At 72.0% G+C, this 23,546-nt stretch carries 18 protein-coding genes; 11 read left to right on the plus strand and 7 right to left on the minus strand.

What is annotated here, in order from left to right:
• Positions 1 to 63: 63 nt before the first annotated feature.
• The 3 genes from ACFYYH_RS16785 to ACFYYH_RS16795 are packed head-to-tail and all read right to left on the minus strand — an operon-like array spanning position 64 to position 3,758.
• Complete coding sequence (locus ACFYYH_RS16785) at positions 64 to 672, minus strand: TetR/AcrR family transcriptional regulator (RefSeq protein ID WP_388551285.1); 609 nt, start codon at positions 670 to 672, stop codon at positions 64 to 66.
• Positions 673 to 706: 34 nt separating this feature from the next.
• Positions 707 to 2,794, minus strand: coding sequence for a YhgE/Pip family protein (locus tag ACFYYH_RS16790; protein ID WP_388551286.1), 2,088 nt, complete (start codon positions 2,792 to 2,794; stop codon positions 707 to 709).
• Complete coding sequence (locus ACFYYH_RS16795; protein ID WP_388551288.1) at positions 2,766 to 3,758, minus strand: ATP-binding cassette domain-containing protein; 993 nt, start codon at positions 3,756 to 3,758, stop codon at positions 2,766 to 2,768. Before ACFYYH_RS16795 ends, ACFYYH_RS16790 begins: the two co-directional genes overlap by 29 nt.
• A 173-nt stretch (positions 3,759 to 3,931) precedes the next feature.
• Here ACFYYH_RS16795 and ACFYYH_RS16800 point away from each other — a divergent pair, with 173 nt between their 5' ends.
• The 3 genes from ACFYYH_RS16800 to ACFYYH_RS16810 all read left to right on the plus strand — a co-directional run bounded on the left by ACFYYH_RS16800 (position 3,932) and on the right by ACFYYH_RS16810 (position 6,147).
• Positions 3,932 to 4,486, plus strand: coding sequence for an SAV_6107 family HEPN domain-containing protein (locus ACFYYH_RS16800; protein ID WP_388551290.1), 555 nt, complete (start codon positions 3,932 to 3,934; stop codon positions 4,484 to 4,486).
• A 174-nt stretch (positions 4,487 to 4,660) separates the two neighbouring features.
• Positions 4,661 to 5,377 (plus strand): class I SAM-dependent methyltransferase, encoded by a 717-nt coding sequence (locus ACFYYH_RS16805; RefSeq protein ID WP_388551679.1) that lies wholly within the window; start codon positions 4,661 to 4,663, stop codon positions 5,375 to 5,377.
• Positions 5,378 to 5,751: 374 nt separating this feature from the next.
• Entirely contained in the window at positions 5,752 to 6,147 is a 396-nt protein-coding gene (locus ACFYYH_RS16810; RefSeq protein WP_388551292.1) for a DUF3040 domain-containing protein, read from the plus strand.
• Between the two features lie 179 nt (positions 6,148 to 6,326).
• Here the strand turns inward: ACFYYH_RS16810 and ACFYYH_RS16815 are convergent, their stop codons facing one another.
• From ACFYYH_RS16815 to ACFYYH_RS16830, 4 genes are all read right to left on the minus strand, one after another.
• Positions 6,327 to 8,750 (minus strand): DUF3488 and DUF4129 domain-containing transglutaminase family protein, encoded by a 2,424-nt coding sequence (locus tag ACFYYH_RS16815; RefSeq protein ID WP_388551294.1) that lies wholly within the window; start codon positions 8,748 to 8,750, stop codon positions 6,327 to 6,329.
• On the minus strand, positions 8,747 to 10,102 hold the full coding sequence (locus tag ACFYYH_RS16820; RefSeq protein ID WP_388551296.1) for a DUF58 domain-containing protein: 1,356 nt from the start codon (positions 10,100 to 10,102) through the stop codon (positions 8,747 to 8,749). The genes ACFYYH_RS16815 and ACFYYH_RS16820 overlap by 4 nt, the downstream gene beginning before the upstream one ends.
• Entirely contained in the window at positions 10,102 to 11,151 is a 1,050-nt protein-coding gene (locus tag ACFYYH_RS16825) for an AAA family ATPase (protein ID WP_388551297.1), read from the minus strand. The genes ACFYYH_RS16820 and ACFYYH_RS16825 overlap by 1 nt, the downstream gene beginning before the upstream one ends.
• Positions 11,152 to 11,372: 221 nt before the next feature.
• Positions 11,373 to 11,999 carry a beta-class carbonic anhydrase gene (locus ACFYYH_RS16830; protein ID WP_388551299.1) on the minus strand — a complete coding sequence of 209 codons (627 nt, stop codon included), beginning with the start codon at positions 11,997 to 11,999 and terminating at the stop codon, positions 11,373 to 11,375.
• A 425-nt stretch (positions 12,000 to 12,424) separates the two neighbouring features.
• On the opposite strand from ACFYYH_RS16830, the gene rsmH reads away from it, so the two are divergent.
• From rsmH to ftsW, 8 genes are all read left to right on the plus strand, one after another.
• Positions 12,425 to 13,381 (plus strand): 16S rRNA (cytosine(1402)-N(4))-methyltransferase RsmH, encoded by a 957-nt coding sequence (gene rsmH / locus ACFYYH_RS16835; protein ID WP_388551300.1) that lies wholly within the window; start codon positions 12,425 to 12,427, stop codon positions 13,379 to 13,381.
• On the plus strand, positions 13,378 to 14,004 hold the full coding sequence (locus ACFYYH_RS16840; RefSeq protein ID WP_388551301.1) for a septum formation initiator: 627 nt from the start codon (positions 13,378 to 13,380) through the stop codon (positions 14,002 to 14,004). The genes rsmH and ACFYYH_RS16840 overlap by 4 nt, the downstream gene beginning before the upstream one ends.
• Before the next feature lie 4 nt (positions 14,005 to 14,008).
• Entirely contained in the window at positions 14,009 to 16,015 is a 2,007-nt protein-coding gene (locus tag ACFYYH_RS16845; protein WP_388551302.1) for a peptidoglycan D,D-transpeptidase FtsI family protein, read from the plus strand.
• 17 nt (positions 16,016 to 16,032) lie between these two features.
• Positions 16,033 to 17,847, plus strand: a complete 1,815-nt coding sequence (locus ACFYYH_RS16850; protein ID WP_388551303.1) for a UDP-N-acetylmuramoyl-L-alanyl-D-glutamate--2,6-diaminopimelate ligase — start codon at positions 16,033 to 16,035, stop codon at positions 17,845 to 17,847.
• Between the two features lie 4 nt (positions 17,848 to 17,851).
• Positions 17,852 to 19,282: a UDP-N-acetylmuramoyl-tripeptide--D-alanyl-D-alanine ligase gene (gene murF, locus ACFYYH_RS16855; RefSeq protein ID WP_388551305.1), complete on the plus strand. Its 1,431-nt coding sequence runs from the start codon at positions 17,852 to 17,854 to the stop codon at positions 19,280 to 19,282.
• Positions 19,279 to 20,349, plus strand: a complete 1,071-nt coding sequence (gene mraY, locus ACFYYH_RS16860; RefSeq protein WP_388551306.1) for a phospho-N-acetylmuramoyl-pentapeptide-transferase — start codon at positions 19,279 to 19,281, stop codon at positions 20,347 to 20,349. Before murF ends, mraY begins: the two co-directional genes overlap by 4 nt.
• Positions 20,346 to 21,755 (plus strand): UDP-N-acetylmuramoyl-L-alanine--D-glutamate ligase, encoded by a 1,410-nt coding sequence (gene murD / locus ACFYYH_RS16865; protein ID WP_388551308.1) that lies wholly within the window; start codon positions 20,346 to 20,348, stop codon positions 21,753 to 21,755. Before mraY ends, murD begins: the two co-directional genes overlap by 4 nt.
• A 438-nt stretch (positions 21,756 to 22,193) precedes the next feature.
• Positions 22,194 to 23,546 (plus strand): putative lipid II flippase FtsW, encoded by a 1,353-nt coding sequence (gene ftsW / locus ACFYYH_RS16870; protein WP_388551681.1) that lies wholly within the window; start codon positions 22,194 to 22,196, stop codon positions 23,544 to 23,546.

The raw sequence follows: 23,546 nt of genomic DNA on the forward strand, positions 1-23,546 counted from the left end.
CTCCCGGCCTCTCAGTCTCCCGGTTTCCCGGTCTCCCGCGAGAATCTCCGGGCCGGCCGTGTGTCAGCGCCCGCCGACCCGCCCGTGCAGCAGCCGCGAGAGCGCCGCGTGCACCTCGTCGATCGACCGCTCCGGCTGGAACGCCTTCCAGTCCAGCGCGGCCACCAGCACCATCCCCACCAGCGCCGCCGCCGTCAGAGGGATATCGATCTCGTCGCTCAGCTCACCGCCCTCGACGGCCTCCCGCAGCACCCTCTCGACGACCGCGACCGCTTCCTGGCGCACCACCAGCAGGGTCGACTGCCAGGCCCGGTTGGTGCGCCACAGCTCGGCGACATAGAGCTGGGTGAAGGCCGGATAGCGGTCGATGAAGACCAGTCCCGCCCTGATCATCGCGTCCAGTGCCGCCACCTTGGTGCCGCCCCGCTCGGCCGTGGTGTCGGCGGCGGTACGCAGCGACGAGGTGAGCAGCCCGACTCCGTGCCGCAGCAGCTCCTCGAAAAGCTCCGTCTTGCTCTTGAAGTTGTAGTAGACCGTGCCCTTGGCGACTCCGGCGCGCTCGGCGATCTCGTCCACCGTCGTCGCGGAGAACCCCTGCTCGGCGATGAGGGTCACCGCCGCCTCGTAGAGCTTCTGCCGGGTGGCCTGGCGGCGGGTGCTGCTGCTGTCCATGGCGACGATTCTCACAGGTCCCCCCACCCCGTCCTCACAGACTCAGTTCGGGACGCAGCCGGTCGAGGGTCCACACCTGCTTGCGACGGGCGGACAGGGCGGTCAGCGCCAGCGCGCCGGCGGTGAAGGCGGCCAGCACGGCGCACGCCTGCCAGACCGGGCCCAGCCCGCCGCCCGTGATCAGTCTGCGCAGCGCCTCGACCACATGACTCATCGGCAGGTAGGGATGGACGGCCGCGAAGAAGCCCGGACTCGTCTGCACGGGATAGGTACCGCCGGCAGAGGTGAGCTGGAGCATCAGCAGCGCCAGGACGAGAATCCGTCCCGCCGGTCCGAAGCGGGCGTTGAGCCACTGGACGATGGCGGTGAAGCAGCAGGTGACCAGGGCCAGAAAGCCGACCGTACCGGCGCTGTGCGCCATCTCCAGGCCGATCGCCCAGTGCAGTACGGAGATCAGCGCGGCGACCTGGAACAGCCCGATCGCGGCGACCGGCAGCCAGCCCGCGAGCGCGATCCGCCAGGCGGGGGCGCCGATGGCCAGCGCGCGCCGGTTCAGCGGCTGGATCAGCATGTACGCCACCATCGCGCCGACCCACAGGGAGAGCGGGATGAAGTACGGGGCGAAGCCGGTGCCGTAGTTGGGCGCCGTGTGCAGCGAACGGGACGCGAGCTGGACGGGGTCGGCCATCACCTCCGTACGGCGGTCGCGGTCGTCCTTGTCGTAGTCGGGGATCCTGCCGACGCCGTCGGCGAGCCCCCCGGCCAGTTCGGCCGATCCGCCGGCGAGTGTGAACAGCCCTCCGTCGAGGGTGTCCGCGCCCGTTCCGAGCCGGCCGATGCCGCTGTCCAGGGTGGCGGAGCCCCGCTCGGCGCCGGTCAGTCCGGTGTGGAGCCGGTCCGCGCCCTCGGCGGCCTTCCTGGCCCCGGTGTTGAGCGCGTTGATCTTCGTCACGACGGCTTCCAGGTCCTCGTCCAGATGAGGAGCGTGCCGGGCGAGCGCCGTCGCCTGCCTTTGGAGCGTGGCGAGCCGGCCGTCCAGCGCTTCGAGATCACCGTCGTCGTTCTCCACCAGGGCGTTGACGTCCTCGGCGACATCGGCCGCGTCGGCGGCGGCCGTCGTGGCGCGCTCCAGCGGGGGACAGGCGTCGGGGTCGGGCTCCGGGGCGTCCTCGCACCGTGCCCGGTAGAGGGTGTTCAGCTCGTCGGAGGCCCCCCGGGCGCCGGTCGCGGCGGCGGGCGCGGCCTTCACGAGCGCGTCGAGGTTGTCCCGTACCGCCTGTGAGGAGTCCGCGATCAGCCGGGCCGATTCGGCGATCGTCCTCCCGTTGTCCTTCAGATACGGACGCACCTGTCCGGCGACGCCGTTGACCTTGTCGGCGAGCGACTGGGTGCCGTCCGCGACCTGGCGGGTGCCGGTCTCCAGATCGCCCGCGCCCTTGTCCAGTTTCCTCAGCCCGCCGGAGAGTTCGCCGCTGCCGTCCTTGGCGGTCCTCAGTCCGTCCGCGAGGTCCTGGGAGCCTTTCTTGGCCTTTCCGATACCGCCCTTGAGCCGGTCGGCGCCCTCGGCGGCCTTCTCGGTGGCGTCATGGATGTCCGAGAAGGAGATGAAGATCCTGTCGAGGAAGGAGCGTGCGGCGTCGGTCGACGCGGCGGTCCGCACCTCGGAGAAGACGGTCCGGGAGATCTGGCCGACGATGTAGTTGTTGGCGTCGTTCGTACGGACCTGGAGCGCGCCGGTCGCGGGCGTGGCACCGGAACCGGAGGCGATCCGCTCGCTGAGGTCGGCGGGCATGGTCAGGGAGAGATAGTACGAACCGTCCTCCACGCCCCGTCGCGCCTCGGCCGCGCTCACCTCGTGCCAGGCGAAGACCTCGCTGTCGAGCAGCCCCCGGGTGATCTCGTCACCGGCCGCGATCTTCCGGCCCGCGGCGGAGACCCCCCTGTCGTCGTTGACGAGCGCGACGGGTATCCGGTCGAGCCGTCCGTAGGGATCCCAGAACGACCAGAGATACAGGGCGCCGTAGAGCAGCGGCAGCAGGGTGATCGCGACGAGCGCGGCGCGCGGGAGCCTTCCCCTGCCGAACCGCTTCAGCTCAAGCGCGGCCAGTCTCGGCGAGCGCATCGGCCGTTTCCTCCTCGGGCTTGTGGTCGTTGTCGTCCTCGCGCCGGTCGCGCCGGTCGTGGCGGACTTGGCGGTCGCGCCGGTCGTCCGGGGTCAGGGCCTGGCTCCGGTCTGGGCTTTCGTCCGGGCTTCCCTCCCGGCTTCCCTCCCGGCTTTCGTCCGGGCCCGCGTCCGTACGGACGACGGTGTCCGCGTCACCGGGGGCCTGGCCGCACACGGCGAGCACCGTCGTACCGCTTCCGGCGACGGAGCGCAGGAGCCGCCAGGCCTCCGCGCGTTCGGTCCCGGAGAGCTTGAGGTCCAGATCGTCCACGGCCAGCAGCCGGGGCCGGCCGATCAGTGCCAGGGCCACCTGGAGGCGCAGTGCCTCCAGCCGCTCCAGGTCGCGTGCCGAGGTGCGGTCGCCCTTGGGCAGGGCGGCCGTGTCGAGCCCGGCGCACATCAGCGCGGTGGCGATACGGTCACGGGCCTCGGCGGCCCGGTCCGCGCGAGACCGCAGCAGGGCGCGCGGGGATCCGTCGAACCGGCGCCGCAGCAGGACGCGTTCGCGCAGATGCTCGGCGACGGTCAGGGCGGGATCGAGCTCGCTGAGGCCGGGCACATGAGCCAGGGCGCTGATCCGGCGGACGGCGGCCATCGCGCGCGGCAGGGGCAGACCGCCGGTCTCGGCGTGGCCCTCGGTGGGACGCATCCGGCCGGTGAGGGCGAGCAGCAGACAGGTGCGGCCCGAGCCCGAGGGTCCCTGGACCGCGACGAGCGTGCCGGGAGCGGCGTCGACACGGACCTGGCGGAACACCCAGCCGCGCGGGCCCTTGAGCCCGAAGTCCTCGGCGACGACGGCCGCGCCACGGGGTTCGTCGCCGGCGCCGCGGGCGTCGTCGTCGCTCCCGCTGCTCCCGCCGCCGGTCTCGCCGCTGTTCCCGCCGCCGGACCCGTGGTCCCGGTCGGCCTCCATGCGGTCCATGCGTCCTCCCCGGATCGTGGTGGGGTCATTCTTTTGTACTGACTGGTCAGTACAAAAGCTACTCCGCACCCATGCGCGAAGCAAAACCGCAGGTCAGGGCCGATTGTCAGTGGTGTCCTTCAGGATGGACACATACGGCCACAGCGCCGTCACACGACGACAGGAGGTTCGTCATGGCCAGCTCCTACGCCGGTGCCGCACGCCGGCGCCGCACAGACGGCCCTGCCCCCTCGCTGACCGGACCGCCGACCGATGTCCACCCCGTGCAGCGCAGGGCCACGGCCCCGCCCGCGGCCCTCGATCTGCTCGCCCAGGCCCGTACGGGGCTCGACGAGGCCGCCACGCTGGACACTCCGAACGAGCGCTATGCCACCGCCCATCTCGCCGCCCTGCGCACCGCCGCCGCGGTCCTCGCCGCCCGGGACCGCCCGGAGACCACTCCGCGCAAGCGCAGCCGGATCAGGAGCGCCTGGGAGGTGCTCCCCGAGATCGCGCCCGAGCTGACCGAATGGAGCAGCCTCTTCGCCTCGGGCGCCACCCGCAGGGCCCGCGCCGAGGCGGGCATCCAGGGCGCGGCGAGCAGCCGCGACGCGGACGATCTGCTGCGCGACGTGGCCATGTTCCTGCGGCTGGTGGAGCGGCTGCTGGTGCTGGAGCCGGTGCTGCCGCGGCCCCGGGCCGAGGAGCCCGGGTCCGAGCGGCCCCGGCGGGGTGGTGCCGCTGGGTGACGGGCGGGGACGGCCGAGGCAATGCCGAGGCAATAGGGTGGGCGGAGCCCGCACCGTTCCACGCCCCGCCGTCCGGGGCGGCACCGCGCCGAGGAGTCAACTGCCGTGTCGGACCGTTCCCCTGTTGCCGGTGGGGAGACGCCCTCGCGTCCCCGGGGCTCCCTGCGTACCGCCGTGGTCTGGGAGGTCCTCAGGGACGCTCTCGACCGCCGGGCCAAGGTGGCGGGGACGGACACCCTCGATGTGCTCGACACCGGAGGGGGCACGGGCAGCTTCGCGGTGCCCGTCGCCCGGCTGGGGCATCGGGTGACCGTGGTCGACCCCAGTCCGAACGCGCTCTTCGCGCTGGAGCGCCGGGCGGCCGAGGCGGGGGTCGCCGAGCGTGTGCGCGGGGTGCAGGGGGACATCCACGGGCTCTTCGAGGTGGTCGCCCGTGGTGGCTTCGACGCCGTGCTGTGCCACGGGGTCCTGGAGTACGTGGACGACCCCGCGGAGGGCGTGAGGAACGCGGTGGAGGCGCTCCGCCCCGCCGGTGCGCTCAGTCTGCTCGCGGCGGGCCTGGGCGGCGCTGTGCTGGCCAGGGCGCTGGCCGGGCACTTCAACGAGGCCAGGCAGGCGCTCACCGACCCGGCGGGCCGCTGGGGCGAGGGCGACCCCGTCCCCAGGCGCTTCACCGCCGAGCAGCTCACGGACCTGGTCGGGGCGGCCGGTCTGCGGATCGGCGCCGTCCATGGCGTACGGGTCTTCGCGGACCTGGTTCCCGGCGGTCTGGTGGACACCCAGCCCGGGGCCCTGGAGGCCCTGCTGAAGCTGGAGGCCGCCGCCGCCGAGCTGCCCGCATTCCACTCCGTGGCCACCCAGCTCCATGTGCTGGGGGAGAAGCGGGACTGAGCCGAGTACGGCCGAAGTCCGGTGCAAGAGTGGCCGAATCCCGTCGGAATCGCGCTCCGGGACCGGCCCGGACGCGTTCCGGGACCGGCCGGACCCTCCCCGGAGCCCCGATCGCCCGGCTGATCAGGGGCGCAGCGGCACATGGAGTGCGCCACAGGCCCCCCGATGCGGCGCCGGGCGCCGTATGATCGGGGTACACCATCCGGCATGACGGATCGATGGTTGGGGAATCAACGCCTCAGCGGCCGAGTCGACATGGCGGCCCGGAATGGCGAAATGGCGTTGAGGGCGGGTTTCACGGGGGCGATTCCCTGCCTATCCTTGAAGGAGCCGCATACCGGTCGCCCCCCGCGACCGACGACTAGGAGGACTCCGTGCCGCTCTCGGAGCACGAGCAGCGAATGCTCGAGCAAATGGAGCGAGCGCTGTACGCCGAAGATCCCAAGTTCGCGACAGCGCTTGAGGGAAGCGGGCTGCGTACGTACACCCGGCGACGGGTCTACCAGGCAGTTGCCGGCTTCCTGGTGGGTATCGCGCTCCTCATGGCCGGAATGGTCGCCCAGCAGATCTGGATCAGCGTGGTGGGGTTCCTCGTCATGCTGGGCTGTGCGGTCCTGGCGGTCACCGGGTGGCGCAAGGCGCCCAAACCAGGTGAGCAACCGGTGGCGGGCGCAGGCCCGGCCACCCGACCACAACCCAGACAGCGTCGCTCGATGATGAACCGGATCGAGCAGCGGTGGCAGCGCCGCCGTGATGAACAGGGCCAGTGAGTCCCTGAAGGTTCTCAGGCTTGACCGTACGGCTGAGGGGCGGACGCAATGAGCGTCCGCCCCTCAGCCGTGTCCGAGTCCGTGTCCGTGCCCGGTACAGCCCCCGTGTCCGTGCCAGATACGGCGCCCGGGGCCGCCCGTGGAGAGGTCCTCCGGCCCGGCGGGGCCGGGGGAACGTGTCAGCCGCGCTGACGCGAGGGGCGCCAGCGGGCCATGCCCGTTCCGGCGGTGTCCGCGCGGCGTGCCCTCCAGCCCGCCGTGAACGCCCGCCACCGCTCCGAGGCGGCCCAGACCACCCGGACGGACGAGCGCGGGGCCAGCAGTGCCCGCAGCCGGTTCCAGCGGCTCACCGGAGCGCGCAGCCCCGCGTGGATCAGCCGGGCGTCCTCGGCGAGCCCCGTGCCGGGCCGCGGCCGTGGCGCGTACAGCACCTGCTCCACGGAATCGGCCACGCGGTGCACCGCCTCGGCCGCGGGGCCCTCCAGCCCGCCCAGCCGCACCAGCCGGTCCGCCGTCTTCCGGGGCGTCTGCGACTCGTCGGGCCGGATGCCGTGGTCCCAGGCCGTGTCGGTTATTTCCCGCCAGACCGCGAGCGTCCGCACCAGGGCGTCGGCCTCCGTACGCCCACGGGAACCCAGCCGCCGTGCCCGTATCTCGCTCCGCCACAGCAGGGGCAGCAGGGGCACTCCCACCACCAGCAGTACGGCCAGACCGATCAGCAGCGACATCCGCCAGGGGAATCCCCCGCCCGTGGCCGAAGCGGCCGCACCCGGCGTGACCGTGGCGCACTCGGGCGCCTGCGTCGCCTGCGTCTGGCAGCTCTCCGAGGCGGACGGCGCCACGGACGGCGCGGCCGGGGCGGTGGCCTCGGGGCGGCTCGGGTCGCTCTCGGCTCCGGCCGGGGTGTCCGGGCGGGTGTAGTCGGGAGCGCTGCCCCGGCTCGGTGTCGGCTCGAAGCGGGTCCATCCGACCCCTTCGAAGTACAGCTCGGGCCAGGCGTGCGCGTCACGCAGTCCGACCGACATGCTGCCGTCCGACTGGGGGGAGCCCGGGGTGAAGCCCACCGCCACCCGCGCGGGTATCCCCAGGGTGCGGGCCATCGCGGCCATCGTGAACGAGAAGTGGACGCAGAAGCCCTCCCTGTTCTCCAGGAAGCGCGTGATCGCCGTGACCCCGGTGCCCGAATCCACCTGGGTGTCGTAGGTGAAGCCGCCGTCCAGCGCGAACCAGTCCTGGAGCCTGACGGCCCTCTCGTAGTTGTTCGCCGCGCCCTCGGTGACCTCGAGCGCGGTCTCCTTGACCACGTCCGGCAGGACGGCCGGGACCTGGGTGTACTCACGGCGCACGGATTCCGGCGCCTCGGGCGCCGCGGCGAGCTGCTCCCGGGTCGGATTCACCTGGAGACTGCCGACCTCGTACCCGGCGCCACGGGTCGACTGCCCGCGGTCGCCCACCAGCGTCCTGCCCTCGGGCTCGAAGCGCCAGCGGCCGTCGATCTTCACCCTGGTCGCCGGATAGGGCATCGGCAGATAGTTCTGCTGGTACCACCCGGCGGTCGAGATGGTCGTCGTGATCTCGGTCGTGCTCACGCCGGGGCTCAGCCCCGGGGCGGCGGGCAGCCGCTCCGGTACGTCCTCGACCTTGCGCTGCGAGAACCGCCACGACGTCCCGTCGAACCTGTCCAGCGCCATGATCCGCAGATACATGTTCTGGGTGTTCGGCGCGTTCGTCTTGTACTTCAGCGCCTCGCGGTCGTCGGGCTGGTTCAGATTGTCCTGGAGGGAGACCAGCGGGTTCACCGCGGAGATCGTGCCCCCGCCGCCCAGTCCCGAGCCGTTCCCCCGGCCCGCGCCCGCCAGCAGTCCGCCGTCCAGGGTGGGCAGGGCCGCGGGGACCACCAGGGCTATGCCCAGCGCCACCACCCCGATCCTGCGGCCGGTGCGCACCGGGGCGGGCGCGCGGCCCGCCGCCTCCAGACCGGCCGCGAACCGGCCCTGCGCGCGCGGGGAACCGCCGAACACCCGGCCCCACTGGGACAGCCGGTCCCGGCCCTCGGCCAGAAGCAGCAGCAGATAGCCGGAGGCCGCGAGGACGAACCACAGGGCGCCGCCCTCGCCGCCGGAGAGCCCCGCGGCGACCGAGTAGAGGGCGAGCAGCGGCAGCCCGGCCGGGGCCGCGCCGCGGAACGTCACCGCGAGGGCGTCCACCGCGAGCCCGATCAGCAGGACGCCGCCCACCAGCATCAGCCGGATGCCGTCGGTGGCCGGGGCCGGTATGGCGTACCGCCCGACGTCCTCGCCGCCCGCCGTCAGAAGCTGCCCGAACTCCTGGAAGACCCCGGGGGTGGGCAGGATGCCGAGCAGCGCCCGGTCCCCGGCGAAGACCACCGTGAGCATCAGCAGGGCGACGACGGCCTGGAGCGCCACGGTCAGGGTCCGGGCCAGCGGCACCCGCCGGGCCAGCGCGCCCACCCCGCCCAGCACCGCCACCATGATCGCTGCGTGCAGCAGCCAGGTGGCCGGCTGGACCAGGGGCACCAGTGCTCCCGCCGCCATCAGCGTGGCGGCGAAGGAGCAGAGCGCCAGCCGTGCACTCCCGCTCATGACCAACCTCCGATGGAGCCTGTCGTACCGCCCGTGACGGACGATTCCGAGCGCTGTCGCGCGGCCTGCCGCCACAGCTCGGGCAGCGCCGCGCCCGGGGGCACCAGAAGGGCCGTCCAGCCCGCCTCGCGGAGCTGCCGCAGCCGCTCCTCGACACGGTGGTCGACGCCCATGCCCTGGGCCCAGTCCGTGCTGTCCAGCACAAAGGCGACGGCGACCCCGCTGCGCTGCCGCATCCGGGCCACCACGGCGGTCTGTTCTTCGTCCAGATCGCCGAAGAACGCCACCAGCAGCCCCTCTCCGCCGCGCAGCACTTCGTACGCGGCGGAGAGGCCAGGACTGTCGGAGTGCTCGACGACCGCGAGGGTGTCCATCAGCAGCCCGGCCGAGTCGGCCGAGCCCTGGGCCGCCCCGGCGTAGCCGTCGGTCCCTTCGCCCGGCACCGAGCTGCCCGTGTCCGTCAACAGCCGGACCGCGAAGCCCCGTTCCATCAGGTGCACCAGGGCGGAGGCCGCCCCGGACACCGCCCACTCGAAGGCCGAGTCGGGACCCGCGCCGTGATAGGCGTCCTGTCTGGTGTCCAGCAGCACGGTGCATCTCGCCCGCTGCGGCTGTTCCTCGCGCCGCACCATCAGCTCGCCGTACCGCGCGGTGGAGCGCCAGTGCACCCGGCGCAGATCGTCGCCGTGCCGGTACCCGCGGGGGATCACATCGTCCTCGCCGGCCAGTGCCTGCGAGCGCTGGAGTCCGTCGCCGTACCCCGAGGCCTCGCCCGCGAGCCGCACCGGCGGCAGCGGCTCGGTGCGCGGAATGACGGTCAGTGTGTCGAACGCGCTGAACGAGCGCGTCAGTTCGCACATGCCGAAGGGGTCGCTCAGCCGTAGCTGGAGCGGTCCGAGCGGATACCGTCCGCGCAGATCGGAGCGGACCCGGTAGGACACCTCACGCCGGCCGCCCGGCTCCACCCGGTCGAGCACGAACCGGGGGCGCGGACCCAGCACATACGGCACATGGTCCTGGAGCATCAGCAGCCCGGTGGGCATCCGCGTGACATTGTCCATCCGCAGATGCACCCGCGCCTCGGAACCGGCGGGGACCCGGGACGGCGAGAGCCGTCTGCTGCCCGCCACCCGGTAGCGCGTGTGGTAAAGGACCGCCACACAGATCAGCGGCAGCGCGGTGAGCAGAAAACCCACCTGGAGCAGATTCGACTGGCCCAGGACGAAGGCGCAGACCACCGCCGCGATTCCGGCGGCGAGGAACGACCGGCCGCGCGTGGTCAGTCCGGACAGCGCGGGCCGCAGCCCGCCCCTGTCCTCGCCGTCCACCGCGGCCGGCCCCCCGGACGCCATCACAGCCGCCGTACGCCGGCCTGCCGGCCGTAGAGCGGCCCGGCCGGTCCCCCGGGCGCCGGGCTGCCCTGGGTATGACCGCCGTCCGCGGTGGGCACGGGGGTGCGCTGGAGGATCTCCAGCACGACCTGCTCGGCGGTGCGGCGGTTCAGCTGTGCCTGGGCCGTGGGCAGCAGCCGGTGGGAGAGCACCGCGACGGCCAGCGCCTGGACGTCGTCGGGCAGCGCGTACTCCCGCCCGCTCAGCGCGGCGGCGGCCTTCGCCGCGCGCAGCAGATGGAGCGTGGCGCGCGGCGAGGCACCGAGCCTGAGATCAGCGTGGTGACGGGTCGCCCCGACCAGCTCCACGGCATAGCGCCGTACGGATTCGGCGACATGGACCGTACGCACCGCGTCGATCAGCTTCACGATGTCGTGCGCGTGGGCCACCGGCTGGAGGTCGTCCAGCGGGGAGATCCCGCCGTGCACGTCCAGCATCTGCAACTCGGCCTCGGGGCTGGGGTATCCGATCGACACCCGGGCCATGAAGCGGTCGCGCTGCGCCTCGGGGAGGGGGTACGTCCCCTCCATCTCGACCGGGTTCTGTGTGGCCACCACCATGAAGGGGCTGGGCAGTTCATAGGTCTGCCCGTCGATGGTGACCTGGCGCTCCTCCATGGACTCCAGCAGTGCCGACTGGGTCTTGGGCGAGGCGCGGTTGATCTCGTCGCCGATCACGATCTGGGCGAAGATCGCACCCGGTTTGAACTCGAAGTCCCGCCGCTGCTGGTCGTATATGGACACCCCGGTGATGTCCGACGGCAGCAGGTCGGGAGTGAACTGGATACGCCGCACCGAACAGTCGATGGAACGCGCCAGCGCTTTGGCCAGCATGGTCTTGCCCACGCCGGGGACATCCTCGATCAGAAGATGTCCCTCGGCGAGGAGCACGGTCAGCGAAAGCCGTACGACCTCTGGCTTGCCCTCGATCACACCCTCCACCGATGTGCGGACACGCTCCGCTGTGGTGGTCAGATCAGTGAGGCTCGCTCGATCGTCATAGGTCGTCACCCGGCCCTCCTCGGCCCTTTCCACGGGCCGATGCTCATCGGACGGCCCGGCCCACCCCGAAACACGGACACCGGCTCCGGAAAGTTCCGGAACGTTGTCACAGACGCATTCTTGTTGCCGTTACCGCTTCGTGTCACTCGCCTGTGGATAAGTGGGTGGGATATGTCGGCTTTGCCGTTCATCCGGTTCCGATGGCGCTCACACGCCGGTTCCGGAGACGCTCATGCGGCCGGGTCGATCTCTCGCAGCAGGCCCGTCTTCACGTCGAAGACGAATCCGCGGATGTCGTCGGTGTGCGGCAGGAAGGGGGAGGTCCTGATCCGCCGCATCGACTGCCGTACGTCCTGGTCGACGTCGCGGAACGCCTCCACGGCCCAGGACGGCCGCTGCCCCACCTCCATCTCCAGTTCGTGCCGGAAGTCCTCGGTGAGGCTCTCCAGGCCGCAGCCGGTGTGGTGGATCAGCACCACGCTGCGGGTGCCGAGCGCGCGCTGGCTGATGGTGAGGGAGCGGACGACGTCGTCGGTGACCACGCCGCCCGCGTTGCGGATGGTGTGACAGTCGCCCAGGGAGAGTCCCAGGGCGTCGTGCAGGTCGAGCCGGGCGTCCATGCAGGCGACGACGGCGACCCGGAGCACGGGCCGCGCGTCCATTCCCGGGTCGTCGAACCCGGCGGCGTAGCGGTGGTTCGCCTCTACGAGACGGTCGGTGACCGTTCCTCCGGTGCGTGCCGCACCGGCGGGAGCCGCGGCGGGCTCTGCGGGGAGATGTGCGGAAGTCGACATACCTACGACGGTAATGGTCCGGCGGCGCTGAGGCCCTGGGTGAGAAGGGACAAAGAACGTCAACTCGGCATGGTGTGACCTACCCCACACGTGTGAGTACCGTGGAGCCGAACGAGTGGATTGTGGCGTTTATGGACTTGTGGAGAGCGACCCCGGCGACGCGCTGACCGGTCGGTTGACCGGGAACCCCGTGTACCGGTGGACTAAAGTGGCGCGAAGTCCCCGGGCCCGGCCCGGACACATTCCGAATTCCCGCGAGTGCGGCGAACGTGCGGCTCGGCCTCCTCCCGCTCGACGGTCGGCCGACGCCCTTTCCGGCGCCGGCGGACCACCTCCCCTTCCGAGCGGGGCGAAGACCCGGCTGTGTGTACCGCCGCGCCGGACCTGAGAGGGCGCATGAGCGAGCGCAGCGAGCGAGTCACGGAAGGCCGCGCGCCCGCGGAACACCGGCGGGGCGCCCCCGGCGCCCCCCGTGAGGAGCGGTGGGTATGAACCAGGTCCGGCACGTTCCGGTGATGCTCCAGCGGTGCCTCGATCTGCTGGCCCCCGCGCTCACCGAGCCCGGCGCGGTCGTCGTGGACTGCACCCTCGGTCTCGGCGGCCACAGCGAGGCGCTGCTCGCCGCCTTCCCCGACGTGCGGCTGGTCGCGCTCGACCGCGACCAGGAGGCGCTGCGGCTCTCCGGTGAGCGGCTCGCCCCGTACGCGGACCGCGCCACCCTCGTCCACGCCGTCTACGACGAACTGCCCGAGGTGCTCGACCGGCTGGGCACCCCCCGGGTCCAGGGCGTCCTCTTCGACCTCGGCGTCTCCTCGATGCAGCTCGACGAGGCGGACCGCGGCTTCGCCTACGCCCAGGACTCCCCGCTCGACATGCGGATGGACCAGACGGCCGGGGTCAGCGCGGCCGAGGTGCTCAACACCTATCCGCCCGGTGAGCTGGTGCGGATCCTGCGCGCGTACGGCGAGGAGAAGCAGGCCAGGCGCATCGTCTCCGCGGTGGTCAAGGAGCGGGAGAAGGAGCCCTTCACCCGCAGCGCCCGGCTGGTCGAACTGATCCGTGACGCCCTGCCCCAGGCCGCCAAGCGCACCGGCGGCAACCCCGCCAAGCGCACCTTCCAGGCCCTGCGGATCGAGGTCAACGGAGAGCTGGCCGTCCTGGAGCGGTCGATCCCCGCGGCCGTGGGCAGGCTCGCCGTCGGCGGCCGGATCGCCGTCCTCTCCTACCACTCGCTGGAGGACCGCCTGGTCAAGCAGGTCCTCGCGGCGGGCGCCGCCACCACCGCGCCGCCCGGTCTGCCCGTCGTGCCCGAGCGCTACCAGCCCCGTCTGAAACTGCTCACCCGCGGCGCCGAACTCCCCACGGAGGAAGAGGTCGCCGAGAACCGCCGCGCCGCTCCGGCCCGGCTGCGGGGGGCGCAGCGGATCCGGGAGGACGCTCTGTGAGCCGACCGGCCAAGCAGTTGAAGGGGCGGGCGGCCCGGCTCTCCCAGCTCATGCCCGCCGGGTCCAGCTCGGCGGCCCGCACCCCCTTCGTCCTGCTGGTCGTCCTGCTCCTCGGCGGCGGACTGATCACCCTGCTGCTGCTGAACTCGTCCCTCAACGAGGGCTCGTTCCGGCTGAGCGAACTCAAGAAGCGGACCACCGACCTCACCGACGAACAGCAGGCGCTCCAGAAGGACGTCGACGCCCACTCCGCCCCGTACGCCCTGGAGCGCCGCGCCCGTGAGCTGGGCATGGTGCCCGGTGGCAGCCCCGCCTTCCTCGACCCGGACGGCACGGTGCGCGGGGTCCCCGGCGGGAGCGGGGAGCCGAGCCCGGCGGAGCCCGCCCTACAGCCGTTCGTGCGGCCCTCCGCCATGGAGCGGACACCGCCGCTCACCGCCACGGCGGCGCCCGTCGTCCCCGCCCCGCCGGTCCCCGCCGCCCCGCCCGCGCCGGTCCTCCCCACGCCCTCGGCCGCTGTCTCCGTACCGGCGCCCCAGCCCTCCCCGTACGGCTCCACGGGCGTGCGGCAGGCTCCCGCGCCGGGAACCGGCACCCCGGCCCCGACAACCCCCGGCAGGTGACCCCGTGCCCTCCAAGGAACCACCGCGCCGCCGGGTGCCGGGCCCCGCGCGCTCCGGCGGCCCCGGCCGGAACCGCCCCGCGGGCCGGCCCCCGGCGCGCAGGCCGCGCGCCGGTACGGCCCCGCCGCAGCGGATCCGGCTGGGCAGCCCGCGCCCCCGGCTGCGCCTGGTCAGCCTCGCCCTGACCCTGGTCATGCTGGTGTTCGTCGTCCGGCTGCTCCAGGTACAGGCCGTCGACGCGAGCGCCTACGCCGCCAAGGCCGAGAAGAGCCGCTATCTCAGCCACCGGATCGACGCGGAGCGCGGCGAGATCACCGACCGCTCCGGGATCGCCCTCGCCACCAGCGTGGACGCGTACGACATCACCGCCGACCCGTACATGTTCACCCGCGAGTTCAGCAAAATCCCCGACGCTCCCGAGAAGGCGGCGGCGCTGCTCGCGCCCATCCTCGGCGCCGAGACCGGCACGCTCGTGAAGAAGCTCAGGACCCCCAAGTCCCGCTACACCGTCCTGGCCCACCGCCAGACGCCCCAGGTCTGGAACCAGATCAAGGACCTCAAGAGCGTCCTCGCCCGGAAGGCCAGCAAGGAGGAAGAGGCCAGGGAGGCGGACACGGACGGTACGGCGGGCGGCACCGGCACCAGGAACGGCACGGGCGTCAGTGTGCTGGCCGGTGTCTTCCAGGAGGCCAGCAGCAAGCGGGTGTACCCCAACGGCGACCTCGCCGCCGGGATACTGGGATACGTCAACGCCGCGGGCCATGGCGCGGGCGGGGTCGAGTCCATGCTCGACAAGGAGCTGGCCGGAGAGGACGGCGAGGTCACCTACGCCCAGTCCGGCGGCCGCCGGGTCCCCACCGCCAGCTCCCGGGAGAAACCGGCGGTGCCCGGCTCCGACATCGAGCTGACCATCGACCGGGACATCCAGTGGGCGGCCCAGCAGGCCATCTCGGACCAGGTGCGCGCCTCCAAGGCGGACCGCGGCTATGTCATGGTGCAGAACACCAGGACGGGTGAGGTCCTCGCCATGGCCAACGCCCCCGGCTTCGACCCCAACGACCTCTCCCAGGCCGACGCCGCCGCCATGGGCAACGCGGCGCTCCAGGACGTGTACGAGCCCGGCTCCACCAGCAAGGTCATGTCGATGGCCGCCGTACTGGAGGAGAAGGCCGCCACCCCGGGCACCCATGTCGTCGTCCCCAACCGGCTGCACCGCGGCGACCGGCTCTTCAAGGACGACATCGACCACCCGACCTGGTACCTGACGCTCAACGGCGTCCTCGCCAAGTCCTCCAACATCGGGACCATCCTGGCGACCGGCCAGCTCGGCAGGACCCAGCCCGAGGCCAACAAGGTCCTCCACTCCTATCTGACCAAGTTCGGCATCGGCCGGCCCACCGGCCTGGACTACCCGGGCGAGACCCAGGGCATCCTCGCCAAGCCCGAGGACTGGTCCACCTCGCAGCAGTACACGATCCCCTTCGGCCAGGGCCTCTCGCTCAACGCCATGCAGGCCGCCTCGGTCTACTCGACCATCGCCAACGGCGGCGTACGGATCGAACCCACGCTCATCCGCGGCTCGACGGGCCCCGACGGACGCTTCACCCCCGCCCCCGCGCCCAAGAAGACCCGCGTGGTCAGCGAGAGGACCGCGAAGACCGTCGCCACCATGCTGGAGTCGGTCGTCGGCAACGAGGAGGGCACGGGCACCAAGGCCCGTATCCCCGGCTACCGCGTCGCGGGCAAGACGGGTACGGCCAACCGGGTCGACCCGGACCTGGGCCGCTACAAGGGCTACACCGCTTCCTTCGCGGGCTTCGCGCCCGCCGACGAACCGCAGATCACGGTCTACTGCGCCATCCAGAACCCGACGAAGGGCAGCTACTTCGGCGGGCAGATCTGCGGACCCATCTACAAAAAGGTCATGGAGTTCGCTCTCAAGACCCTGCAGGTCGAACCGACCGGCAGTAAACCCGCCAGGCTGCCGGTGACCTTCAAACCCGGCGAGTGACCCCAGGGAAAGCGCCAGTGACAACGATCACCCCCGATTCGGGGAACCACCCGGAACGCGCCGCGCAGGAGGCCCCCTCACTTGGCCCGCGGCCCGCGGAGCCCGGTACGCTCACCGCCGTGCCACAAGCTGATCAGTACCGAACCACCCCCGAGGACGCCCCTGTGAACCAGCCGGGGACGCCCCGCCCGGAACGGGTCCGCCCGACCTCCCTCGCGGAGCTGGCCGCCCGGCTGGGAGCCGAGGCACCGAGCCCGGGGGAGGTACCGGCACCGGCGGCCGGAACGGGCCCCGGCAGGCGGGTGACCCCCGGGGAAGCGACCGGCATCACCCATGACTCACGCGCGGTACGCCCGGGAGACGTGTACGCGGCCCTGCCCGGCGCCCGCTTCCACGGCGCCGACTTCGCGGCCCAGGCCGCCGACCTCGGCGCGTCCGTCGTGCTCACCGACCCGGCGGGCGCCGAGCGTGCCAGGGCCACCGGACTGCCCGTCCTGGTCGTCCCCGACCCGCGCGGCAGCATGGGGGAACTCGCCGCCGAGATCTACGGGCACCCCGGCCCCGATCTGCTCCAGATCGGTATCACCGGCACCTCGGGCAAGACCACCACGGCGTATCTGGTCGAGGGCGGACTGCGCGGCGCCGGTCACCGTACGGGCCTGATCGGCACCGTGGAGATGCGGATCGGTGACGAGCGCATCAAGTCGGAGCGCACCACCCCGGAGGCCACCGACCTCCAGGCGCTCTTCGCCGTCATGCGGGAGCGCGGTGTCGACTCCGTCGCCATGGAGGTCTCCAGCCACGCCCTGGTGCTCGGCCGGGTCGACGGCTGCGTCTTCGACGTCGCCGTCTTCAACAACCTCAGCCCGGAGCACATGGAGTTCCACTCCGGGATGGAGGACTACTTCCAGGCGAAGGCGCGGCTGTTCACCCCGGAGCGCAGCAGGACCGGCGTGGTGAACTTCGACGACCCGTACGGCCGCAGGCTCGCGGTCGAGGCGACCGTCCCCATCACCACCTTCTCCGCGGAGGGCCACCCGGACGCCGACTGGCGCGCCGAGGAGGTCGAGGTCGGCTCGCACGGCTCCACCTTCACCGCGATCGGCCCCGCCGGCGAGCGCGTCCGGGCCGAGGCGCCGCTGCCCGGCCCGTTCAACGTCGCCAACACCCTGGCCGCGGTCGTCACCCTGGCGGTGGCCGGGATCGACCCGCACACCGCCGCGGACGGGATCGCCGCGGTGCCCGGGGTGCCGGGCCGGCTGGAGCGTGTGGACGCGGGCCAGCCCTATCTCGCCGTCGTCGACTACGCCCACAAGACGGACGCCGTCGAATCGGTCCTGCGCTCCCTGCGCAAGGTCACCAAGGGCAAGGTGCATATCGTCCTCGGCTGCGGCGGCGACCGCGACGAGAGCAAACGCGGGCCCATGGGCGCCGCCGCCGCCCGGCTCGCCGACACCGCCGTACTGACCTCCGACAACCCCCGCTCCGAGGACCCGCTCGCGATCCTCGCCGCGATGCTGGCCGGCGCCGCCGAGGTGCCGGTCCACGAGCGCGGCGACGTCCTGGTCGACGCCGACCGTGCCTCCGCGATCAGCGCCGTGGTCTCCCGCGCCCGGCCCGACGACACCGTACTGGTCGCGGGCAAGGGCCATGAGCAGGGCCAGGACATCGCCGGGGTGGTACGCGCCTTCGACGACCGCCAGGTCCTGCGCGAGGCCATCGAGCGCTCCCTGCGCCCCGCGACAGCACACGAACCCGGTCAGGAGCACCGCGCCGACCCGCATCACGAGCAGCACCACGCGCACCGCCACGAGAACAACAGTCAGGGATGACCCAGTGATCGCCCTCTCCCTCGCCGAGATCGCCGCCATCGTCGGCGGGCAGCCGCACGACATACCGGATCAGTCCGTCCGGGTCACCGGATCCGTTGTGTACGACTCCCGCGCGGTCGAGCCCGGCAGTCTCTTCGCCGCCTTCGCGGGCGAGCGCGTCGACGGTCACGACTACGCGGAGCGTGCCGTCGCCGCGGGCGCGGTGGCCGTCCTGGCCACCCGCCCCCTCGGCGTGCCCGCCCTGGTCGTCGACGATGTCGTCCAGGCCCTCGGCGCCCTCGCCGGCGCCGTCGTCGACCGCCTCGGCGCCACCACCGTCGCCCTCACCGGCTCCGCCGGCAAGACCAGTACCAAGGATCTGATCGCACAACTGCTCTGCCGCCTCGGGCCCACCGTGTGGCCGGAAGGCAATCTCAACAACGAGATCGGTCTCCCCGTGACGGCTCTGCGGGCCGTCGAGGACACCCGCTTCCTCGTCCTGGAGATGGGCGCGCGCTACATCGGCGACATCCGCTACCTCACCGGACTCGTCCCGCCCAGGATCGGCCTCGTCCTGAACGTCGGCACCGCCCACATCGGGGAGTTCGGCGGCCGTGAGCAGATCGCCCTGGCCAAGGGCGAGATGGTGGAGTCCCTGCCGTCCGCGGCCGAGGGCGGCGTGGCGGTGCTCAACGCCGACGATCCGCTCGTCCGCGCCATGAGCTCGCGCACCAAGGCGCGCGTCCTGCTGTTCGGAGAGGCGGGCGAAGCAGACGTACGGGCAGAGAACGTCCGTCTCACCGGGTCCGGACAGCCCTCTTTCCTGCTTCGAACACCCTCCGGGTGCAGCGACGTGACACTGCGGCTGTACGGTGAGCACCACGTGTCGAACGCGCTCGCCGCGGCCGCCGTCGCCCATGAGTTGGGCATGTCCGTCGACGAGATCGCCGTGGCGCTCTCCGAGGCGGGAACCCTCTCCCGCTGGCGTATGGAGGTCACCGAGCGCGCGGACGGCGTGACGATCGTCAACGACGCCTACAACGCGAATCCCGAATCCATGAGAGCGGCGCTCCGCGCGCTGGTCGCCATGGGCGGTGCCTCACGGGCCGCGGGGGGCCGTACGTGGGCGGTGCTCGGCCCGATGGCCGAGCTGGGGGACGACTCGCTCGCCGAGCACGACGCGGTCGGACGGCTCGCCGTCCGGCTCAACGTCAGCAAGCTCGTGGCAGTCGGGGGCAGGGAAGCGTCCTGGCTGCAATTGGGCGCTTACAACGAGGGTTCGTGGGGTGAGGAGTCGGTGCACGTGTCCGACGCGCGGGCGGCGGTCGACCTGTTGCGCAGTGAGCTGCGTCCGGGAGACGTCGTGCTGGTGAAGGCTTCCAGGTCGGCCGGTCTTGAACGGGTCGCCCTGGCACTGCTCGAGAACGCCAGCGAGGGCGAGGTCGCCGGCCGATGAGGCAGATCCTCTTCGCGGGAGCCATCGGGCTCTTCCTGACCCTGATCGGCACTCCGCTGCTGATCAAGCTCCTGGCCCGCAAGGGATACGGGCAGTTCATCCGGGACGACGGCCCGCGCACGCATGGCAGCAAGAAGGGCACGCCCACCATGGGCGGCATCTCCTTCATCATCGCCACACTGATCGCCTACGCCCTGGCCAAGGTGATCACGGGCGAGGACCCGACCTTCTCGGGGGTGCTGGTCCTGTTCCTGATGGCGGGCATGGGCCTGGTCGGGTTCCTGGACGACTACATCAAGATCGTGAAACAGCGTTCGCTGGGTCTGCGGGCCAAGGCGAAGATGGCGGGCCAGCTCATCGTCGGTATCGCCTTCGCGGTGCTGTCGCTCCAGTTCGCCGACTACCGCGGCAACACCCCCGCCTCCACCAGGCTGTCGTTCATCATGGACTTCGGCTGGTCGATCGGCCCGGTGCTGTTCGTGGTCTGGGCGCTGTTCATGATCCTCGCGATGTCCAACGGTGTGAATCTCACCGACGGACTGGACGGTCTCGCCACCGGCGCCTCGGTGATGGTCTTCGGCGCGTACACGTTCATCGGGCTCTGGCAGTTCCAGGAGTCCTGTGCCAACGCGGCCACCCTGACCAACCCCAACGCCTGTTTCGAGGTACGGGATCCGCTCGATCTCGCGGTCGTCGCGTCCGCCCTGATGGGCTCCTGCTTCGGCTTCCTGTGGTGGAACACCTCGCCCGCCAAGATCTTCATGGGGGACACCGGCTCGCTCGCGCTCGGCGGCGCGCTCGCCGGGCTCGCGATCTGCTCCCGTACGGAGTTCCTGATCGCGCTCCTCGGCGGTCTGTTCGTGATGATCACGATGTCCGTGGTCATCCAGGTCGGCTCCTTCAAGATGACCGGCAAGCGGGTCTTCCGGATGGCGCCGCTCCAGCACCACTTCGAACTCAAGGGGTGGTCCGAAGTCCTTGTGGTGGTGCGGTTCTGGATCATTCAGGGCATGTGTGTGATCGTGGGTCTGGGGCTCTTCTACGCGGGCTGGGCGGCCGAGAAGTGAACTGGAACGGCAAGAGGGTCACCGTCGCGGGTCTCGGGGTGTCCGGGGTCCCGGCGGCCCGGGTCCTGCACGGTCTCGGCGCCGAGGTCACCGTCGTCAACGACGGGGACGACGAGCGCTCCCGCGCTCAGGCGGCCGGGCTGGAGCGGCTCGGGATCACGGTGCGCCTCGGGGACGGGGACACCCTGCCCGAGGCCACCGAGCTGGTCGTCACCGCTCCTGGCTGGCGGCCGGACAAGGCCCTCTTCGCGGCCGCCGCGGCGGCCGGGGTGGAGATCTGGGGCGATGTCGAACTGGCCTGGCGGCTGCGCGGCCCCGGGGCGGCCCCCTGGCTCGCCGTCACCGGCACCAACGGCAAGACCACGACCGTCAGGATGCTCGCCTCGATCCTGACGGCCGCGGGGCTGCGCACGGCGGCCGTCGGCAATATCGGTGTCTCGCTGCTGGACGCCGTCACCGGCGAGGAGACGTACGACGTACTCGCCGTGGAACTCTCCAGCTACCAGCTCCACTGGGCGCCGAGCCTGCGCGCCCACTCCGCGGCGGTGCTCAATCTCGCCCCCGACCATCTCGACTGGCACGGCTCGATGGAGGCGTACGCCACCGACAAGGGCCGTATCTACGAGGGCAATGCCGTCGCCTGTGTCTACAACGCGGCCGACCCGGCCACCGAGGAACTGGTGCGGGCGGCCGACGTCGAGGAGGGCTGCCGCGCGATCGGCTTCACCCTCGGCACCCCCGGGCCGTCCCAACTCGGCGTCGTGGACGGCATCCTGGTCGACCGGGCCTTCGTGGAGAACCGCCGGGAGCGGGCCCAGGAGCTCGCCCAGGTCTCCGACGTCCAGCCACCGGCGCCGCACAACATCGCCAACGCCCTCGCCGCGGCGGCCCTGGCCCGCGCCTTCGGTGTGGAACCCGCCGCCGTACGCGACGGACTGCGCTCCTTCCGCCCCGATCCCCACCGGATCGAGCGGGTGGCGGAGGTCGCCGGAATCACCTACGTCGACGACTCCAAGGCGACCAACACCCATGCCGCCGAGGCCTCCCTGGCGGCGTACGACCCGATCGTCTGGATCGCCGGCGGCCTCGCCAAGGGCGCGACCTTCGACGAACTCGTCGTGGCGTCGGCGAAGCGGCTGCGCGGGGTCGTCCTGATCGGCGCCGACCGCGCGCTGATCGCGGAAGCCCTCGCGCGACACGCCCCCGAAGTCCCGGTCGTGGACCTCGACCGGACCGACACTGGGGCGATGTCGGCGGCGGTCCGCGAAGCGGCACGGCTCGCACAGCCGGGGGACACGGTACTGATGGCCCCGGCCTGCGCCTCGATGGACATGTTCGTCAACTACAACAAGCGAGGCGAGGCGTTCGCGGACGCGGTACACGCACTCGCCGCCGAGCACGCCTGACCGGCCCGGCCCTCGTGCCGGGCCGTCCCGGGGGCCGCGACACCCGTGGTGACGCCGCGGGCCCCGGATCCCCGGCAGCCGCGCCAGGCACGACTGGAGGGGACAGCGACGATGCCGGCCGACGACACCGCGGACCGAAGGCCCGTCCGGCGGATCTTCACCGACCCGGGCCGCCGGGAGGGTACCGGCCGCGGCGGACCGTATCCCGCCGCGGGGCCCGGCCCCTCCGGGGGCGGGGCGCACGGCGGTCCCGGGACCGGTGTCCCGTCCCATGACGCGCGCCCGCGGAGCCCCCGGGCCGATCCGCCACGGCCGTCGGGACGGCCTCCGGGCCCGCGTCCCGCGCTCCACCGCTGGGGTCTGACGGGCGGGCCCGTGCTCGCGGGCCCGCCCGTCGGCACCACCGCCCGCGGTCCGCGAGCGGGCCGCCCAGGCCCCCTGACCGGCCTCGGACAGGGGCTCGCGCTGCGCGGCCGGGCGGTGGGAGCCGCCGTACGCCGTCCCCCCGCGGCCCGCAGGGCGGGCGGCAGGACGGGCGTCCCCCGCCCGCCCCGGGGCGGTGGCCCGAGGCGCCTGTACGAGCGCGCGCGCCGCGCCTGGGACCGTCCGCTGACCGCGTACTACCTGATCATCGGCAGCGGGCTGCTGATCACCGTGCTCGGTCTGGTGATGGTGTACTCCGCGTCGATGATCTACGCGCTCCAGCTCTCCCTGCCCTCGACCTACTTCTTCCGCAAGCAGTTCCTCGCGGTGGTCCTCGGCGCCGGACTGCTGCTGCTGGCCTCCCGGATGCCGACCAAGCTCCACCGGGCGCTCTCCTATCCGCTGCTGGTCGGCGCGGTCTTCCTGATGGTGCTCGTCCAGATCCCCGGGATAGGGCGGTCCGTCAACGGCAACCAGAACTGGATCTATCTCGGCGGCCCGTTCCAGCTCCAGCCCAGCGAGTTCGGCAAACTCGCGCTGATCCTCTGGGGCGCCGATCTGCTCGCCCGCAAACAGGACAAGCGCCTGCTGTCCCAGTGGAAGCATCTGCTGGTGCCGCTCGTGCCCGTCACCTTCATGCTGCTCGGGCTGATCATGCTCGGCGGCGACATGGGTACGGCGATCATCCTCACCGCCATCCTCTTCGGTCTGCTCTGGCTGGCCGGCGCTCCCACCAGGCTCTTCGCCGGGGTGCTGGCCTTCGCCTCGCTGGTCGCCTTCGTACTGATCAAGACCAGCGAGAACCGGCTCTCCCGGTTCGCGTGCGTCGGCGCGATCGATCTGGGACCGAAGGGCGAGTGCTGGCAGGCGGTCCACGGAATCTACGCCCTGGCTTCCGGCGGATGGTTCGGTTCCGGCCTCGGCGCGAGTGTGGAAAAGTGGGGCCAACTGCCCGAACCGCACACCGACTTCATTTTCGCCATCACCGGGGAGGAACTGGGGCTGGCGGGGACGCTGTCGGTGCTCGCCCTCTTCGCGGCTCTAGGCTATGCGGGTATCCGCGTGGCCGGACGCACGGAGGATCCCTTCGTGAGGTACGCAGCGGGAGGTGTGACCACCTGGATCACGGCCCAGGCCGTGGTCAACATCGGTGCGGTGCTCGGTCTGCTGCCGATCGCCGGAGTCCCGCTCCCGCTGTTCTCCTACGGAGGGTCCGCCCTGCTGCCGACCATGTTCGCTATCGGGCTGCTGATCGCGTTCGCGCGGGAGGATCCCGCCGCGAAGGCGGCCCTGGCCATGCGGCGGCCCGGGGTGAGATGGAAGACGATGAGACGGCGCGTCAAGAAGCGTCCGTCCGGAGAGCGGTGA

Origin of the sequence: Streptomyces sp. NPDC002018, assembly GCF_042890865.1 — a bacterium.
Lineage (GTDB): Bacteria > Actinomycetota > Actinomycetes > Streptomycetales > Streptomycetaceae > Streptomyces.